Origin of the sequence: Pedobacter sp. (assembly GCF_035317785.1) — a bacterium.
In the GTDB taxonomy this organism is placed as follows: domain Bacteria; phylum Bacteroidota; class Bacteroidia; order Sphingobacteriales; family Sphingobacteriaceae; genus Pedobacter.
This window is the reverse complement of the sequence record NZ_DATHGC010000365.1, coordinates 1-18,616: the sequence shown is the minus strand read 5'-3', so window position 1 is coordinate 18,616 and position 18,616 is coordinate 1. Positions and strand designations below refer to the sequence as shown.

16 protein-coding genes and 1 pseudogene are annotated in these 18,616 nt (G+C 44.2%); 11 read left to right on the top strand and 6 right to left on the bottom strand.

The annotated features are described in order from the left end of the window. On the top strand, positions 1-959 hold a 959-nt coding region (locus VK541_RS22905), incomplete at its 5' end, for a glycosyltransferase family 2 protein (RefSeq protein WP_324372901.1). Here VK541_RS22905 and aroQ read toward each other — a convergent pair. Next, positions 956-1,375 carry a type II 3-dehydroquinate dehydratase gene (aroQ, locus tag VK541_RS22900; RefSeq protein WP_285058299.1) on the bottom strand — a complete coding sequence of 140 codons (420 nt, stop codon included), beginning with the start codon at positions 1,373-1,375 and terminating at the stop codon, positions 956-958. The genes VK541_RS22905 and aroQ overlap by 4 nt on opposite strands. Before the next feature lie 42 nt (positions 1,376-1,417). Here aroQ and xerD point away from each other — a divergent pair, with 42 nt between their 5' ends. After that, on the top strand, positions 1,418-2,317 hold the full coding sequence (gene xerD / locus VK541_RS22895) for a site-specific tyrosine recombinase XerD (RefSeq protein WP_324372900.1): 900 nt from the start codon (positions 1,418-1,420) through the stop codon (positions 2,315-2,317). A gap of 20 nt (positions 2,318-2,337) precedes the next feature. On the opposite strand, the gene prmC is transcribed toward xerD, so the two are convergent. Next, positions 2,338-3,198: a peptide chain release factor N(5)-glutamine methyltransferase gene (gene prmC, locus VK541_RS22890; protein WP_324372899.1), complete on the bottom strand. Its 861-nt coding sequence runs from the start codon at positions 3,196-3,198 to the stop codon at positions 2,338-2,340. A gap of 48 nt (positions 3,199-3,246) precedes the next feature. Between prmC and ribD the strand changes: the two genes are divergently transcribed. The 5 genes from ribD to VK541_RS22865 all read left to right on the top strand — a co-directional run bounded on the left by ribD (position 3,247) and on the right by VK541_RS22865 (position 7,115). Next, positions 3,247-4,299, top strand: a complete 1,053-nt coding sequence (gene ribD, locus VK541_RS22885; protein WP_324372898.1) for a bifunctional diaminohydroxyphosphoribosylaminopyrimidine deaminase/5-amino-6-(5-phosphoribosylamino)uracil reductase RibD — start codon at positions 3,247-3,249, stop codon at positions 4,297-4,299. After that, on the top strand, positions 4,296-5,159 hold the full coding sequence (locus tag VK541_RS22880; protein ID WP_324372897.1) for an EamA family transporter: 864 nt from the start codon (positions 4,296-4,298) through the stop codon (positions 5,157-5,159). Before ribD ends, VK541_RS22880 begins: the two co-directional genes overlap by 4 nt. Continuing rightward, a complete protein-coding gene (locus VK541_RS22875; protein WP_324372895.1) occupies positions 5,149-5,763 on the top strand; it encodes a YigZ family protein in 615 nt (204 codons plus the stop codon). Before VK541_RS22880 ends, VK541_RS22875 begins: the two co-directional genes overlap by 11 nt. A gap of 21 nt (positions 5,764-5,784) precedes the next feature. After that, positions 5,785-6,666: a nucleoside phosphorylase gene (locus tag VK541_RS22870; protein WP_324372894.1), complete on the top strand. Its 882-nt coding sequence runs from the start codon at positions 5,785-5,787 to the stop codon at positions 6,664-6,666. 128 nt (positions 6,667-6,794) lie between these two features. Then, complete coding sequence (locus VK541_RS22865) at positions 6,795-7,115, top strand: hypothetical protein (RefSeq protein ID WP_324372892.1); 321 nt, start codon at positions 6,795-6,797, stop codon at positions 7,113-7,115. Between the two features lie 149 nt (positions 7,116-7,264). Here the strand turns inward: VK541_RS22865 and VK541_RS22860 are convergent, their stop codons facing one another. Continuing rightward, the gene (locus VK541_RS22860) at positions 7,265-9,544 is read right to left on the bottom strand and encodes a GH92 family glycosyl hydrolase (RefSeq protein WP_324372891.1); all 2,280 of its coding nucleotides are present in this window, start codon (positions 9,542-9,544) and stop codon (positions 7,265-7,267) included. 473 nt (positions 9,545-10,017) lie between these two features. Between VK541_RS22860 and mnmA the strand changes: the two genes are divergently transcribed. Further along, entirely contained in the window at positions 10,018-11,109 is a 1,092-nt protein-coding gene (gene mnmA / locus VK541_RS22855) for a tRNA 2-thiouridine(34) synthase MnmA (RefSeq protein ID WP_324372890.1), read from the top strand. Between the two features lie 143 nt (positions 11,110-11,252). Here mnmA and VK541_RS22850 read toward each other — a convergent pair whose 3' ends face one another. The 3 genes from VK541_RS22850 to VK541_RS22840 all read right to left on the bottom strand — a co-directional run bounded on the left by VK541_RS22850 (position 11,253) and on the right by VK541_RS22840 (position 13,757). Then, on the bottom strand, positions 11,253-12,287 hold the full coding sequence (locus VK541_RS22850; protein ID WP_324372889.1) for a metallophosphatase: 1,035 nt from the start codon (positions 12,285-12,287) through the stop codon (positions 11,253-11,255). Further along, positions 12,265-13,041 carry a 5'-nucleotidase gene (locus VK541_RS22845; protein WP_324372888.1) on the bottom strand — a complete coding sequence of 259 codons (777 nt, stop codon included), beginning with the start codon at positions 13,039-13,041 and terminating at the stop codon, positions 12,265-12,267. The genes VK541_RS22850 and VK541_RS22845 overlap by 23 nt, the downstream gene beginning before the upstream one ends. Positions 13,042-13,235: 194 nt before the next feature. After that, complete coding sequence (locus VK541_RS22840; protein WP_324372887.1) at positions 13,236-13,757, bottom strand: glutathione peroxidase; 522 nt, start codon at positions 13,755-13,757, stop codon at positions 13,236-13,238. Between the two features lie 628 nt (positions 13,758-14,385). Here VK541_RS22840 and topA point away from each other — a divergent pair. From topA to VK541_RS22825, 3 genes and pseudogenes are all read left to right on the top strand, one after another. Beyond that, complete coding sequence (gene topA / locus VK541_RS22835; protein WP_324372886.1) at positions 14,386-16,995, top strand: type I DNA topoisomerase; 2,610 nt, start codon at positions 14,386-14,388, stop codon at positions 16,993-16,995. A 108-nt stretch (positions 16,996-17,103) separates the two neighbouring features. Beyond that, positions 17,104-17,508, top strand: coding sequence for a hypothetical protein (locus VK541_RS22830; RefSeq protein ID WP_324372885.1), 405 nt, complete (start codon positions 17,104-17,106; stop codon positions 17,506-17,508). A gap of 123 nt (positions 17,509-17,631) precedes the next feature. Then, positions 17,632-18,616 (top strand): annotated as a pseudogene (locus tag VK541_RS22825) (hypothetical protein); the annotation flags it as partial.

Here is an 18,616-nt window from a genome sequence, read left to right as displayed (position 1 = left end):
TCCTGCCTGGTGTCGCAGAATCACAATACAAGGACCTGCAGCTGATCGTCGGTGACAATGCCTCTACAGACAGTTCCGTGGAGTTCGTAAGGATCAACTACCCTCAAATCCGGCTGATCGTAAACGACCACAACTATGGTTTTGCCGAAGGCTATCGTAAAATACTGGAACAGGTCGAAGCAGATTACTACATATTGCTCAATTCAGATGTAGAAGTTCCTCCAAACTGGATCCAGCCAGTCATAGACCTGATGCAAACCGATGCAGCCATTGCAGTAGCCCAGCCAAAGATCAAATGGCAGAAGAAGAAAACAGAATTTGAATATGCCGGCGCAGCGGGCGGCTTCCTGGACCTCCATGGCTATCCATTCTGCAGGGGAAGGCTTTTTGATACGGTAGAATCAGACCATGGACAGTACAACGATACCATGGAAATCTTCTGGGCAAGCGGTGCTGCGCTGTTCATAAAAAGCAAACAATGGAAAGAAGCTGGCGGTCTGGATCCCGATTTCTTTGCCCACATGGAAGAAATCGACCTTTGCTGGCGATTGAAGAACCTTGGATATAAAATAGTCTATTGCCCGGACGCAGAAGTTTACCATGTAGGCGGAGGCACTTTGGATGCCAATAATCCCTACAAAACCTATCTGAACTTCAGAAACAACCTCATTATTCTGCAAAAGAACCTGCCCCTAAGTGACGCCTATTTCAGGATCTCTATCCGCATGAGTATAGATTTTGTAGCATGGCTGCATTTTCTACTACAAGGAAAGACCGACTTCGCATTTGCAGTCAACAGGGCACATTTTCATTTTCTAAAGGCACTAACCGCTAACGCAAAGAAAAGGACCAGCAAGCAGATCAGTTTTCAAAAACACACTGGTCAATACCCTTCCAGCATCGTTTACGATTATTTCATCAGGAAGATCAGGTATTTTAGCCAGCTGAAAAGAAACTAGCCCTTCAGCAGACTTTCAATAGCAAGCCTGTATCCGTCCATACCAAAGCCGGTTAATACACCTTTACAGTTTTTGCCGGTCAGAGATACATGCCTGTACTCTTCCCGGGCATAGATGTTTGATATATGTACTTCTACCACAGGAGTTTTAATCGCAGCAATCGCATCAGCTATAGCCACAGAAGTATGTGTATAACCACCCGCATTGATCACGATCCCATCATAACTGAATCCAACTTCATGCAATTTATTGATGAGTTCCCCTTCCACATTGCTCTGAAAATAATCGATCTCCAGGATGCTGTAGATGTCACGCAACTGCTTAATGTATTCATCAAAACCTGTATTTCCGTAAATACCAGGTTCGCGCACACCTAAAAGGTTTAAATTTGGGCCGTTAATAATTTGTATCTTCATCAATTCAAACTTAAAGCTAAAAACTTACAGTAGAAAATTTTTGTGATCAATAACCCTTATTTAAAATCTTACAAAGCTTACCTGCGACTGGAACGGTCACTTGCAGTCAATTCCATTGACGCCTACTTAAGTGACATTGAAAAGCTTTGGCAATTCTTTGATCTAAAGAATCAACAGACTAATATAAAAGACATTAGCATAAACGACTTAAAGCTTTTTGTCTCCTGGATCAATGAACTGGGGATGCAGGCTGCCTCCCAGGCACGGATCATATCCGGGCTCAAATCTTTCTTTGAATTCCTGATGCTGGAGCAGCTTATCGACATCAATCCTACCGATCTTTTAGAGATGCCCAGGCTTTCCAGGAAACTGCCTGACACTCTAAATGTGCACGAGATCAATGCCTTAATAGAGGCAATTGACGCCTCAAAACGCAACGGAATGAGAGATAAGGCAATATTAGAAACACTCTACGGCTGCGGGTTACGCGTCACAGAGCTCATCACCCTCAGGATATCCAATGTGTATGCCGAAAATGAATTCATTAAGGTCACCGGCAAAGGCGATAAGGAACGGCTTATACCCATAGGAAATACAGCGCTTAAATTCATACAGATCTATCTGACAGAGGTCAGGGTCCATATCCCTGTCAAAAGTGGCTACGAAGATTTTATTTTTCTCAATCCGGGCGGCACAGGCCTGTCCAGAATATCCGTGTTCAAACTGATCAAAAGCCTGGCCCTTAAAGCCGGGATTAAAAAAAGCATTAGTCCGCATACGTTCAGGCACTCTTTTGCCACACATCTTATAGACGGCGGTGCCGATCTGAGGGCGGTACAGGAAATGCTGGGCCATTCGAGCATAATTACCACCGAAATATATACACATACCGACAGAGACTACCTCAGATCAGTCGTCACACAATACCACCCCAGGAGCTAAATCAACACAACAGTTCAAAACTACTCAGAGGCCTTCAATCTGCATCTGATCATCCTGTCCTTTCCCTGCATGTCCTTTCTTAATTCAGTGTCAATAAATGATTTATCATGCAGCATTTTCAGAGTCTCTTTACCAAGATATTCATTGATTTCGAAAAATAACAATCCTTCTGAACTCAAATTTGATAAGGCAAAATCCGCGACGGCCCTGTAGAAAACAAGCGGATCTTCATTAGATACAAACAATGCAAGATGAGGCTCGTGAGTCAATACATTTTCATGCATTGCCTGCTTTTCATCCATTGTAATGTAAGGCGGATTGCTCACAATAACATCAAACTTTCGCGCATCGGAATAATTCCGGATATCAGCCTCAATAAAAATTATATCAGCCTCATTTAAAGTTGCATTAGTTGCGGCTATCAAAAGACAATCTTTAGACACATCAAGCGCGAAAACTCCGGCAGCTCCAAGATTTTTTTTCAAACAAACCGCAATGCAGCCGCTCCCCGTACCCACATCAAGTATTTGAAGCCCAGACATGCCAGTAACATCAACCGTGTCAAGCACCCATTCCACCAGCTCCTCAGTTTCCGGTCTCGGGATCAGCACTGAAGGACTCACCTTAAAAGGCAAGCCATAAAACACGGTTTCCCCAAGCACATATTGTACAGGCTTTCCGGTTTTAAGCTCAGTCAAAAAACTATTAAACAGGGTCAAATCACCTTCAGGAACGCTTTCCGAAGACTTTAGTAACAGTTTCCCCCTGTCAAATCCAGAGACCTGCCTGGTCACAATATTAAGGATCGCAGCAGCCTCCTCATGGTCGTAAAGACCACTCAATTCTCGTGTAAAATGTTGCAATAGCAGCTTAAAATTCATGCCTTGCAAAAGTAACTAAATCAAACAATATACCTTACTTTTGTGATAATGACAGACGAAATATACATGCAGCGCTGCCTTGAACTGGCCAAACTGGGAATAGCAAATGTAAGCCCCAATCCGATGGTTGGCTGTGTTATAGTCAACAACGATCACATCATTGGCGAAGGCTACCATGCTAAGTTTGGTGAAGCTCACGCCGAAGTAAACGCCATAAATGCGGTACTCCGTAACTATGGCGACCGCGCAGCCGAACTGCTGGCCGGTGCAACCGCCTATGTGAGCCTCGAACCCTGTGCCCACTATGGCAAAACACCACCCTGCGCCGATCTGCTGGTCAGACACAAACTGAAAAAGGTAGTCATAGGCAATACCGACCCCTTTGAAGACGTAAACGGAAAGGGAATACAGAAACTCAAAGCAGCAGGAATAGAACTAGTGACAGGTGTACTTGAAGAAGAATGCAGTTTCCTGAACAGACGCTTCCTGACCAGGATCAACCATCAGCGTCCTTACATTATCCTCAAATGGGCCACCACCGCCAATGGCTATTTTGCCCCCAAGATCACCGGTCAAAAATGGATCAGCGGCCCTTTGGCCAAGAAACTGGTGCACAAATGGCGCACAGAAGAAGATGCTATCCTGATCGGTAAACAAACCGCCATTGCCGATGACCCCCTGCTCAACAGCCGGGAATGGACCGGTAAAAACCCAACGCGCATGCTGATCGACCGTAAACTGCAGGTTCCGCTAAGCAGCCATATCTATAACGAAGACGCAAAAACAGTAGTTTTCAATGAAATAAAGACCAAAGTAATCGACAATATCCATTTTATCCAAATGGAAGACATGCAATATTACCTTCCTCAAAAGATAGCTTTTCAGCTGTACCTCATGGACATACAATCCGTGATTATCGAGGGCGGTGCAAACCTGCTGAACCAATTCCTTAGCGCCAATCTTTGGGACGAAGCCCGGGTATTTACCTCCGCCAGCTCCTGGCAGGACGGCATTGCCGCTCCGCAGATCAATGGCGCTATCAAAGACAATTACCTGATCGGCAAAGACAAACTAAGTGTTTATCAAAATACCAGCAAATGATATACCTGATCATCAGCATTTGCTGCAGCGTTACGGTAGCAGTCTTACTGAAACTGGCCAAAAGGTACAAAATCAGCATTCCGCAGGCCGTCACCTGGAATTACCTGTTTGCGATCACCCTCAGTTTGGTATTCTTCAAGCCAGCTATTGGCCATTTTACCGCCGCAGTACCACCCAGGATACACCTCGCCCTTGGCATTCTTCTTCCCGTTATTTTCTGGTTTTTAGCCGCATCAGTCAAAAACATCGGGATAGTCAAAACAGATATTGCACAACGGTTGTCGTTATTTATCCCCATACTAGCCGCTTATTTTCTATTTAAAGAAGATTTTACCACATTAAAGCTCTGCGGGCTTGCCATTGGGTTCATCGCCATATTTTTTACCCTTTATAAAAAAACAAAAAGCAGCCAGGCTGTCAATTGGATCTATCCCATCATTGTATTTATCGGTTTCGGACTCATAGACACACTTTTCAAACAAGTGGCCCAGGTCAAAACCATCCCATATACCAGTTCACTGGTGCTCATATTTGCCCTGTCATTTATCATATCACTCGCTTTTATTGCCTATCAGTCACTCATTAAAAAGCAAAAACTCGAACTCATCAACTTTATTTGCGGCTGTATCCTTGGCTTTTTCAATTTCTTCAACATCCTTTTCTATCTGAAAGCACACCGCGCCATGGCCGACAACCCTTCAACTGTATTTGCCGCAATGAACATTGGCGTAATCATTCTGGGTAGCCTTGTTGGCATATTCATCTTCAAGGAAAAACTCAATAAGCTCAACTACTGGGGATTATCTCTTGCACTTGCAGCCATTCTTCTGATCACTCTATCACAGAAATATGTTGTTTGATGATACCTACAAAACCATATCAGCGCATTCCGAAGGAACTTACAGAGACAAAGGAAGCAAGTTCATTGCCTTTGCCTATCCCATCAAATCAAATGAAGAAGTAAAAGACATCCTGCAAAAATTAAGATCAGAACACCCCAAAGCACGGCATTTTTGCTGGGCATTACGTCTTAGTCCCGACAGAAGCATATTCAGGATCCAGGACGACGGCGAACCCTCCGGAACCGCAGGAAGACCCATTTTGAACACCATGCTTTCCGCCAATCTCACAGATCTGCTGATCGTTGTGGTCCGGTATTTTGGCGGCACATTGCTTGGCGTTCCGGGTTTAATTAACGCCTATAAAACTGCTGCTGCAGAATCCATTAAGGAATCAAAGATCATAGAAAAAACAGTAAACGACATCTACGAAATTCGCTTTGATTACCTGGTTATGAACGATGTCATGAAACTGGTAAAAGATGAACAGCTAACCATACTGGATCAGGATTTTGACAACTCCTGCATGATGAAACTGGAGATCAGGAAAAGCGAGCTCAATGCCATTCTCGGCAAAATAGAAAAGATGGAAAGCATTCAAATAAAATACCTCTTTACTGCATAAGAATTTATAGCTTTATCAGCCATGGGACAAGCACTATCACCAGCAGACCTGATCATCAACCCCGACGGCAGCATTTACCACCTCAACCTCCTGCCCGAAGACATTTCAGATACCATCATTACTGTTGGCGATCCGGACCGTGTGTTCGAAGTATCCAAACATCTTGACCATATCGAATTAAAAAAAGGAAAGCGCGAGTTCATTACCCATACCGGTTACCTCGGCAAAAAACGCATCACCGTCATTTCTACAGGCATCGGCACTGATAATATTGACATTGTATTCAACGAACTCGATGCCCTGGTCAACATAGATCTAAGTACAAGGACAATAAAACAAGAACTTACCTCCTTAAACATCATCAGAATAGGCACCTCAGGAACCATACAGTCCGACATACCCATGGGAACCATATTGGCCTCCACCTTTGGTATCGGCCTGGATTCACTCATGCAATATTATCTGCACGAACTATCGGGAGACGAAGCACAAATCCTGACCAGTTTCAAATCACATATATCCCACATCAAAGGCATTAACCCATATGTTACTGCAGCGGATTCTACCTTACTAAAGCAAATCGGCAGTGAAATGCAACAAGGCATAACTGTTACCGCACCAGGATTTTATGCGCCGCAAGGACGTCAGGTACGAGCAAAAAACACCATACCAGACCTCATCACCCTGTTAAACTCATTCCGCTACGGAAATTCAGCGTCAAGCCAGCAGCGCATCACCAATCTGGAAATGGAAACAGCCGGAATCTATGCCCTGGCCAAAACACTTGGCCATAAAGCACTGTCTGTAAATGCCATTCTGGCTAATCGGGTAAACCAAAGCTTCAGCCCAGATCCTGCGGCTACCGTTGAAAAAGCCATAAAAATGGTCTTTGACAAATTTTAGCTATTAACACAGTTCGCTATTAAGCATGCGTTTCATAAATTTGACAAATTTTAAGCAAACAAAATTACAGCTGACGATGTTCAACAATTAGTCAGAAAATGAATTTCAGACATTTAATTGAATCGACCATGTTCAGACACATAAAAGATAACCTCACCACATCCATAGTAAGCTCCCTATTGAGCGGATACGAAACAGAAGAATTAAACTCGGGCAAAAGACTGATCTCAGTGATCGCTGGTGTCTATATGCTGCAAAAAGGCATCAGGGCCCTTGGCAACCATACCTTCAGAGGAATAGAAGAAATCGCCCTCGGCAGCATCCTGCTTTATAGTGCAGCCAGCGGGCTCAACAAAAAGATCATCAAAAAGCCTTCTCACCCATCCGATATCCGCCGAAATCAGATCCAGGGCAACGATCCCAGGGCCGATGTCCCTGCGTTTGTTTAATAAAAAAGCCAGTGTAAAACACTGGCTTTTTTATCTCCTACATTTTCACACCATACATTCCCGCCATACTTTCCATAAAATTCAGTGTCTTTGAGAGGACATAGGATTTGTGCCCTTCTTCAGGGCGCAAGGTCCAGTCCGAAAAAAGATCACTTAATTTTCCCTGTCATAACAAACGTAATCTTCCCGCCATTCACAATATCCGAATGCTTAATGGTCAAACCCTTATGCTCCTTGCCATTCAGTAGCACTTTAGACACATACACATTCTTATCGCTCTGGTTCAGCGCCTCCACAGTAAAAGTCTTGCCATTTTCAAGAGCAAGTACCGCAGATTTTACAGAAGGGCTACCCAGAGAATACTCATCAGAGCCCGGCGCTACCGGATAAAACCCTAAAGAAGAAAACATATACCATGCGCTCATCTGGCCACAATCATCATTGCCGCCCAAACCATCAGGCGTAGGCTTATACTGCATTTTCAGGATCATGCGGATTCTGGACTGTGTTTTAGACGGCTGCCCGATCCAGTTGTACAAATACGCCACGTGATGCGCCGGTTCATTGCCGTGAACATAGCCGCCAACAATCCCCTCACGTGTAATGTCCTCAGTTTCAGCAAAAAATTCATCAGGCAAATGCATGGTAAACAAAGAATCCAATCTCAGACCGACCTTTTTAGCACCACCCATTTTGGCGATCAGCGCAGCAGGATCATGCGGAACAAAAAAACTATAGTTCCAGGTATTGCCCTCAATAAAGCCCTGATCATGTGTACTCAGCACATCAAATTTTGCCTTGAACGAACCATCGGCCATCTTAGGTCTCATAAATCCGATTGACTTATCAAAATTATTGACCCAATTGCCAGACCTTTTAATAAAGATATCATAAACGTCCTGTCTCCCCAATTTCTTGGCAAGCTGCGCAATACACCAGTCATCGTACGCATATTCCAGCGTATTTGATACAGAAGTTCCGCTCTTCTCTGCCGAAATATATCCCTGATCAATATACTCACCAATTCCCTCATAATCACGGTGATTAGCCGTCACTATACAAGCATCCAGGGCTTTACTGGCATCCCCCGTATAAACGCCCTTGACAATCGCATCCGCAAGAACAGATACACTGTGATAACCGCTCATACACCAGTTGTCATTGGCATAGTGTGACCATATGGGCAGCATTTTCAGTGCACTCTGGTCATAATGCGCCATCATAGACTTCACAATATCATTATTGCGTGAAGGCTGCGTGATGTTCAGGAAAGGATGCAATGCCCTGTACGTGTCCCAAAGGGAAAAAGTCGTATAATTCACAAAACCATCGGCCTTATGGACACCCTGGTCCAGTCCTTTATATTCACCATTTACATCTGCATAAGTCGTTGGGTTGATAAACGCATGGTACATCGCAGTATAAAAGTTGATCTTGTCATCCTCAGAAGCCTCAATTTTTATCTTCTCCAGTTCCTTTTCCCAATCCACCTGAGCCTCTTGCTTTACCTTATTAAAATCCCAGCCCTGCACCTCGGCACGCATATTTTCCAGTGCATTATCCTGGCTTACAGGAGATAAAGCCATTTTTACTTTTATTTTCTCATCAGCCTCTGTATTAAAATCGAAATACATCCTCAGGTTCTTTCCGGCGATCTCCGGGAAGTTTTTAGTCTGGTCAAATTTCCTCCAGAAGCCCCTGTACGGCTGCGGCCCGTCAAAGTTTTTCTGACCGTAGCCTTTGAAAGCCTTGGAAAATGACATGGCAAAATAGACGGTGCGCGTACGTGCCCAGCCATTGGTCTGTCTGTAACCGGTAATCAGCGTATCGTTGACCACTCGGACATAGGTCCAAACGTTCTTGCCGTCGTAATTATAAATGCCTGACATCAGATCCAGGATAATGTGCGACTGATCAGATTTTGGGAAAGTATACTGGTGCATCCCTACCCTTTTCGTAGCAGTCAGTTCCGCCAGAATGTTCTCATCATCCAGCTTAACTTTATAATATCCAGCCTCCACGACCTCATTGGCATGAGAAAACCCCGAACGGAAACCCGATTTAGGGTTGCCCGCAGTTCCGGGATTCATTTGTAATGGCCCCTGTGTTGGCATTACCAGGAAATCACCCAGGTCAGAATGTCCGGTCCCGCTAAAGTGCGTGTGACTAAAACCAACAATGGTCTTATCCTCATATTTGTAACCGGCACAATAATTATAAACCGTACCCGTATATTTACCGTCCACAGAATACGGTATGGTATCCGTCTCAGGGCTCAACTGCACAGCACCGAATGGCACCGTAGCACCCGGAAAGGTATGTCCCATTTTCTCTGTGCCGATGATCGGCTTCACATATTTAACCAATCCCTGCTGGGCCACAGAAAGCACCGGAGCAAGCAGCAAACCATAAAATAAAACTCTCTTCATATAAATAAGTAAAATTAGTTCTTCTCAAATACCAGGTAAAAGCCATCAGACATGCCCATACACTAGGCCATTATGTATAATCTGATATGCTCGCCTAAGGTAAAAAAATTCTTTACAAAATCATTGTTTACAGCTTTGCTAATACGTTTTCCTACATCCTTTTTATAGTTGCAGCGTTTGCGCATGCAGGATGCTTATTTTACCGAAAATCTGGTGATCTTTTCGAAGGCTGGGACACAGCTGCGCAATGCCCCTATGCCTTCTCTAAGACACACCAGATTTTCTTGCGCATAAACATAGTCCGCCTTGCTGTAGCCACCCTGCTTTCCCCAAAGACACTGAATTTTACCTATCACTTAATTTTTAAATTACAACTAATTGACCACAGCATACCCGTCAATCGCACAAAAACCCCTACTTTTGTACCTTATATCTAATCACCGGGCTTTGAACCCGCGGCAGTATTAAATAACATGAGTAAAAAAGGCAGAATATTAGTCGCCATGAGCGGCGGGGTCGACAGTTCAGTAGCAGCAGTAATGCTTCACGAACAAGGATATGAAGTAATTGGGCTGACCATGAAGACCTGGGACTACGCCACATCCGGCAGCAGCAGCAAAGAAACCGGTTGCTGCAGCCTGGACAGCATCAACGATGCCCGTACCCTGGCAGTAAACTACGGCTTCCCCCATTACATATTAGACATCAGAGACGAATTCGGCGACTTCGTGATCGACAACTTTGTAGACGAATACCTTTCCGGGCGTACACCAAACCCCTGCGTGCTCTGCAATACCCACATCAAATGGGAAGCCCTGTTAAAACGTGCCAATAAACTCGATTGCGAATTTATCGCCACCGGACATTACGCGAATATCAGACAACAAGACAGTGGCCGCTACGTGATTTCTAAAGGAAAAGACGAAAACAAAGATCAGTCCTACGTATTGTGGGGCGTGTCTCAGGAAAACCTGGCACGCACACAATTTCCCCTGGGCTCCTACGCCAAATCTGAGATCAGGCAAATGGCACTGGACATGGGGCAAGAAGAACTGGCCAAAAAAAGCGAAAGCTACGAGATCTGCTTCGTACCTGACAACGACTACCGCGCCTTCCTGAAACATAAAGTAGAAGACCTGGAAGAACGCGTAGCAGGCGGAAACTTCATCAACAAAGACGGAATGATCATTGGCCAGCACAAAGGCTATCCATTCTATACCATTGGACAAAGAAAAGGCCTGGGTGTAGCTTTCGGCGAACCCATGTTTGTGACCCAAATCCTGCCGGAAAGCAACACCGTAGTGTTAGGCCGTGCAGATGAACTGGAGAGAAAAGAAGCATTGGTCCGGAACCTCAATCTGGTCAAATACGAAAGCATCCATGAACCTATGGACAATGTGATCACCAAGATCAGGTATAAAGATGCCGGCATGCTGAGTACCATCGTACAGGAAAAAGACAAGATGCGTGTGGTTTTTGACCACAATGTATCAGCGATAGCCCCGGGACAGTCTGCAGTATTCTACGAAGGAAATGACCTGCTCGGCGGTGGTTTTCTAGTGTAATTTTAAGTTCTGTCTTCTTGTCATCCCCGGGCATGAGGGATCCGGGTTCAAACAATAGATCCCTCGTGCCTCGGGATGACAAAGTTATACTGAACGACAAGGTCATACCCAAACGCTGAATGACAAGATTAAAAAACCCCCTGCTATATAGAATTTGAAATCAAATAAGGCAAGCCTGTTTTAACGCGCTTGCCTTTATAACGTTCAAAGTAATAATCGACCCTGCCCAGATTTATGCCGGCAAAACCAACCTGATTAATGGTAGTCACCAGGCCGTCCAGGTTCTTAACATCCTCAGGCACATCCATAAAAGTATGCGTATGTCCACCGATAATTAAATCAATATTGCGGGTCTGCGCAGCCAGAACCTTATCCGAAACCTTATCATTTTTGTAACTATATCCCAGGTGCGACAAACAGATAACCAGGTCACATTTCAACTCCTCCTTCAACAATAAAGCCATCTCATTGGCCTTCGAAACCGGGTCAATGTAGACCGTGTCGCCATAATTTTTATCATCAACAAGCCCTTTCAGCGCTATTCCAACACCAAATACCCCGATCTTCAATCCACCTCTGTTAAACACCTTAAGCGGGACAGTCGATTTATTCAAAACCGTATTAGAAAAATCATAATTGCTGCAGATCACCGGAAATTTCGCGTGCGGAAGCTGTTTGTAGAAGCCCTCCAGGCCATTGTCAAAATCATGATTGCCCATCGTAGCCGCGTCATAACCCATCAATGTCATCAGTTTCATCTCTATTTCGCCCCCATATAGGTTAAAATAAGGAGTACCCTGAAAAATATCCCCTGCATCAAGCAGCAGCACATTGGCCTCATCAGCCCGGATTTTACCGATCAAAGCGGCCCTGCGGGCAGTACCACCCAAACCCTGGTACTTAGAACCGTCCATTGCAAAAGGCTCAACCCTGCTGTGCACATCATTGGTATGCAAAATACACAGCTTAAACACTTCACCATTGGCCAGTGCATGCTCATCTGCCCCCAGCCTGTTCAAAGCATCTGTCTCTAAGGCATTTAACCTATCTCCCTTTCTGTTTTCTGCCGCAAAGGCTCCAAATGCATCCAAAGAACTCAGCGACAATGCAACAGAACCCGCCAGCAAACCACCCGTCTTAATAAAACCCCTGCGTTTAATCCTTTGTAATTCTTCCATCTAATTTTGAATTTATGACCTTGCCAGCCGCCTCAGTTTCTTTTACATAATTTAGCAGCGCATCCCTTACTTTCAATCCAAGGACTTTCTTATCCACCGGATTTTCAAAGCCTTGCGTATTGTCACCTCCACCGGAATTATAATCAGTCGTCAGCACCCTGTAGCTTTTCGCGACATCAAACTGCTCACCATTAATCCATATATCAGCAGATTTTTTATTGCTGATCTTCATTTTCAAACGGGCCACCGGCTGCCCGTTTGCAGCAGCAATAAAATCCAGCAAACGCTGCACATCGCTGCCCTTCAGGGTAAATATAATAAGCTGATTTTCAAAGGGCATCAGTTCAAACACATGAGACACAGTAACTTCCCCTTTCGGCAGATCGACCCGCAATCCCCCTTTTGTAGAAGGCATCGCAAAATCAATTGCAGGATCAATTTTCAGCGCCTGCTGCATTACCGCATCCGCAAAAAAATTGCTCAGCAAACTTTCAGGCAGGGTATCACTGCTTTTTTTAGACATCAGCATGGCTGAATGACCAATCACCCGGTTCATTTCAACATCCATTTTTGTCTTGTACGGCAAATAAGTTTTGATGATCGTACTGTCGGCTGCAATTTCTTTGTTAATGGAATAGTCCGTCCTGCCGGACCTGACCAGCTTGTAGCCAGAACTGCAGGCAGACAGCAATGGAATTACCAGCAGCAAATACCTCAACTGTTTAAACCATTTTGCCGGATTGTAAAATCGCATAAGCATATAAATAAGGAATCAAAAGCACTTTTCAAATAAGCTATTGAAAAAGTCAATGCACAAAAATACGATAAACCTAAAAACATGAGGTTACGAAAAAAGAGAAATCCAGTTTAGGATCTCTCTTTTTTTAAAACCTTAACAAGGCTGTGTTAGTAAGGTTTGTTTTAATAGGATTGCCTTCACGGCATGTCTTACTTTGCAGCAAGCGTTTTAGTGATATCTTCACTCAAAGGAGTAGTTTTAGACTTAAACCGGTGTACCAGCTGTCCTTTTTCATTGATCAGGAATTTCTCAAAATTCCAGCTGATGTCTCCAGTGAAATCAGGGTTTTCAGCAGTGGTCAGGTATTTAAACAAAGGACTGATGTCCTCACCTTTTACACTTGTCTTTTCAGACAATAGAAAAGTAACCTTGTATTTACCAGTGCAAAATTCTTTGATCTCACTGTTGGTCGCCAGTTCCTGTCCGCCAAAATTACCAGCCGGGAAACCGATCAGCACCACATCTTTGCCATATTGTTTGTGCAATTGTTCCAATTCAGTATACTGAGGAGTAAAACCGCATTTAGAAGCCGTATTTACGATCAGGATCTTTTTGCCTTTAAACTTCGAAAGTTTAATCTCTTTACCATCAATGGTTTTAAATGAAAAATCATAAACGCTTTTAGCCGGCGGGGTAAAAAGCAGGCTCAATAAAATTAATAATGTGTTCATAGTATGAGTTTTTTGTAGGGGGTTTCGAAAACAGCTTTTTTAATGTATACGAAGTTAAGCACAAAAACGTTGCCTGTATGTAACAATATTTAATGTATTCTAATCCATTTGTCAAAGTTATGGCCAGAAGAAATACGCTGATAAATAGTACTACCGAACCCATGATAACGTCCTGCGGTATATGTTTGTAGATCCCTTCTTAATCCTTAGTAGATCCTTTCTAGGTCCTTGATAGATCTACAGACCTATTAATATTCTATCAGCGTTCTACCTCACTTCAAAAATAATTTTATGAAATTATATGCCATGTTATACTCATATCAATAGAAATAATATGGTGTGAATAGAAATGATCTGGGTAATCCGCTCGATACAGTTGTCGAAACTTACCTTGCTTTTATCAGCAATGACAGACAGCGTGTTTCCGATAGTGTATACACCGGGCAAATTGTTTTATAATACTGATTTTCAACAGGATTATTTGACCGATAAAGGGGTCCGACTGGTGATTTATGGTCTGTTTTGCTACTTCTATACCCCGTGGTCTGCAAACATTTTTATCACAAATTTCAGATCGGATTTTGAAATTAGGCTTTATTATAGCTTTATTTGCAGAAAAACGTTCTGAATGGCGAAGAATTTATTAATAGTTGAGTCACCTGCAAAAGCTAAAACCATAGAAGGGTATTTGGGTAAGGATTTCCTTGTTAAATCGAGCTACGGTCACATTCGTGACCTTGTAAAGGGAGACATGGGAATCGATACTGCCAATGATTTTGCTCAGACTTATGAAGTTCCATCAGATAAAAAACAAGTAGTAGCAGAACTCAGGAAATTAGCGAAAGAAGCAGAAATGGTATGGTTAGCGTCTGATGAGGACCGCGAGGGAGAAGCCATTTCATGGCACTTATTTGAGACTTTAGGTCTTAAAGAAGCGACCACCAAACGCATTGTTTTTCATGAGATCACTAAGCCTGCTATATTAAAGGCTATTGAAACACCCCGTACCATCGATTACAACCTGGTGCATGCACAGCAGGCACGCCGTGTACTGGACAGGCTGGTAGGTTTTGAGCTTTCTCCTGTTCTTTGGAAAAAGGTAAAACCATCATTGTCTGCAGGACGGGTACAGTCTGTGGCTGTCCGCCTGATCGTGGACCGCGAGAGAGAGGTCAATAAATTTAACAGTATCGCTGCTTTTAAAATATCAGCAATATTTTCTACAGGTAAAGGCAGAGAGACTGTTAAAGCTGAATTGCCGCAACGGTTTGAAAAAGAAGCCGATGCCGAAGCTTTTGTAAAAGATTGTATCAATGCAGGTTTTTCAGTTTCTTCTTTGGAAACCAAACCGGCCAAACGCAATCCGGCTGCGCCGTTTACCACTTCTACGCTACAGCAGGAAGCTTCACGTAAACTGGGCTATTCGGTTTCCCGCACCATGCAGATTGCGCAGCGTTTGTATGAAAGCGGAAGGATCACTTACATGAGAACAGATTCAGTCAACTTGTCTGAAACTGCGTTGCAGGGTGCTGCCGCAGAGATCAAGTCTGCCTATGGCGATAAATATCACCAGTTAAGAGTCTATAAAACGAAATCTGCAGGTGCACAGGAAGCTCACGAGGCCATCCGCCCTACTTATTTCAACTACCATACCGTACCGGGCGACAGTTCCGAACAGCGTCTGTATGACCTGATCTGGAAAAGGGCCATTGCATCGCAAATGAGTGAGGCTTTGTTTGAAAAAACTACGGCACAGATCGGGATCAGTACACGCAAGGAAAACCTGGTTGCTGAAGGTGAAGTGCTGAAGTTTGACGGTTTCCTGAAGGTTTACCTGGAGTCTTATGATGAGGACGAAGCTGAAGATTCGGAAAACAACAACATGCTGCCTCCTTTGGCACGCGGACAGGAACTTTTGCTCAATGAGCTGAGTGCCACCGAGCGCTTCTCGAGACCGCCGGCAAGATATACAGAGGCTTCACTGGTCAAGAAACTGGAAGAATTGGGTATTGGCAGGCCATCTACTTATGCCCCCACCATTTCTACCATTCAAAACCGCGGATACGTGGTCAAGGAAGACCGGGATGGCCGCTCAAGGTCTTTCAGTACCATTGTACTGAGTGGTGGTCAGGTCAAAAAACAGATTAAAACAGAGATTACCGGTGCGGAAAAGGCTAAACTTTTCCCTACGGACATAGGTGAAGTGGTCAACGATTTCCTGGTTGAGCATTTTAAAGGCATTGTCGATTTCAACTTTACCGCAAAAGTGGAGAAGGAATTTGATGAGATCGCCCAGGGATTGCAGGAATGGACCAAGATGCTTCACTCCTTCTACAAGCCTTTCCATATTGAGGTTGAAAATACGCTCGAAACGGCTGACAGGGCCAACGGAGAACGTCTTTTGGGTACAGATCCTGCGACAGGCAAGAATGTTTATGTAAAAATAGGCAAGTTTGGCCCGCTGGTCCAGATTGGCAACAACGATGACGAGGAAAAACCACGTTATGCGAGCTTGTCTAAAACACAGTCTGTGGCTACGGTGACACTTGATGAAGCCATGGAACAGTTTAAATTGCCTTTTTCACTGGAAGATTACCAGGGCAAGGAAGTTTCTGTTGGTGTGGGCCGCTTTGGTCCGTATGTGAAATGGGGAGATGCCTACATTTCTGTTCCTAAAAATGAAGATCCTTTAGCTATTGATCAGGCCCGCGCGGTAGAGATCATTGGCGATAAAGTCATTGCAGATGCTCCTGTAGCGCATTATGAGGGCTTACCGGTGACAAAGGGCACAGGCAGGTTCGGTCCTTTTATCAAATGGAATGATTTGTTCATCAATGTGCCCAAGGCTTATAATTTTGACAATTTAAAGGAGCAGGACATTGAGGAACTGATCCTGAAGAAACTGGACAAGGAAGCCAACAGGTTCGTTCAGCAATGGCCTGCTGATAAAATAGCGATAGAAAACGGCAGATGGGGACCTTTTATTCGTTTTGGCAAAGAAATGCTGAAATTGAGAAAGAACCCGGCTACCAATGACAAATATACGCCTGAGGAACTGGCAGCAGTGTCTCTGGAAGCGGTGAAGGCATTGATCGTGGAGCAGTTGCCTAAGGCTTTTGAGCCAAAAACCAAGAAAGCGGCGGCTAAGAAAAATGGGGCTGCTTCTGGTAAAGCAGCTGGTGCTAAAGCAGGTGCGAAAAAGAAAGCTCCGGCAAAGAAAGCGGTTGCGAAAAGATAGGAACGATGGTTAATTGCCGTTTTGTCATTCCGAGGTACGAGGAACCCAGATCCTTCGCATTCGCTCTGGATGACAAGGAGTGATAGGCCTTCAAGAAGAGATATTCTAATGAAAAAAGACATTCCTGAAAATATAGTTGAAGATGTGGCTGTTTCTGTTGTGCTGATGGGTGAAACACCTGAAGTGATGAACTGGACGGTCTACCTGATTAACATGAAGAACGAAAAACTCGAAAATGTGCTGATCAGTTCCAAAGGCTATGGTGAAAAAGATGGCAAAATGGTAAAGACCTCAGTACTGCGCCATTCCCTGGGTGATCTGGCGCCTAAGTCTTTTGCAGGTGTAGAAGCGATTGATCCGCAGGTTTTCGGGCTTACCAATGAGTACTGGCTCAGCTATTATATCAACGGGGTCATTTACGATAAGAAATTCATCTTCCTTCCGGAAAGTATCGTTGATGAGAACCTGATCCGTATCCCGCTTGTCGACAAGCCTGGCGTGATGATCAGATAAGGTTTCTACACCAAAGGATCTCTGATTGCTGCGCTTCCCTTGAGATGACGGCACAGAATTCCAGTTTGTGATCGTCATCCTTTTTTATTACTTTTCCTACGCATCTAATAATTCTTTAAGCGTATGGAATCCCTACCCCCATCATCACCAGAAAACACTAATTCTTCATCAGGGAATAGTAATCCCTCTTCCCGAACAGGCAATCTTTCAATTTTCAAAAAGCACTGGAAACGAATCATTCTGGGAATGATTGCAGCTTTGATTATTGGAGTTGGCATCGGATATCTGGCTGTCTATTTCATAAAAAAGAACAAACAGGATGATACCCAGAAATATTCTAAATATGTAGAATCCTACACCTCTGGTACGATTTCTAAAAAGAGTTTCATCAGGGTGCATCTGGCTAATCAGGTCAAGACCCTCGGCGATGTGGGTGTAGCCGATAACAGGGACCTGTTCAGCTTCTCTCCTTCTGTAAAAGGGAAAACTTACTGGATTGATGCCCAGACCGTTGAATTCAGACCTGACGAGCCGTTAAAGTCCGGAGAAACCTATGATGCGACTTTCAACCTGAACAAGGTCACCGAAACTGAAGAAGGCCTGGAAGAGTTTGATTTTGATTTCAGGGTAATCAAGCCGGGTCTGAGTCTGACCCAGAACGGTTTGGTTTCTCAAAACAATACTTCGCTGGACTATATGAAACTGTCCGGCGAGATCAGCACTTCTGACCAGGAAGATCCGAAGGCCATAGAAAAGGCTCTGGAGCTGGATTTTGGGCAAAGGCTGAAAATAAAATGGGCGCATAACCCTGAAAAGAACAGTTATGCGTTTCACATAGACAGCATCAAAAAGACCAAAACTGATGCGGAACTGACTTTGAAATGGTCAGGCGATCCTATTGATGCGGATAATGAAGGGGAAACGAAGATGCAGGTTCCTGCATTGGGTGCGTTTAAGGTATTGGACATTAAGGCTGTACAGGGTCAGGAAGATTATGCGCTGGTACAGTTTTCTGACCCTGTTGGCGTGGCCCAGGACCTGTCTGGTATGTTGTCCCTGTCCGGCATTTCAGATCTGAGGTTCACCATAGACGGCAGCCAGGTAAAGA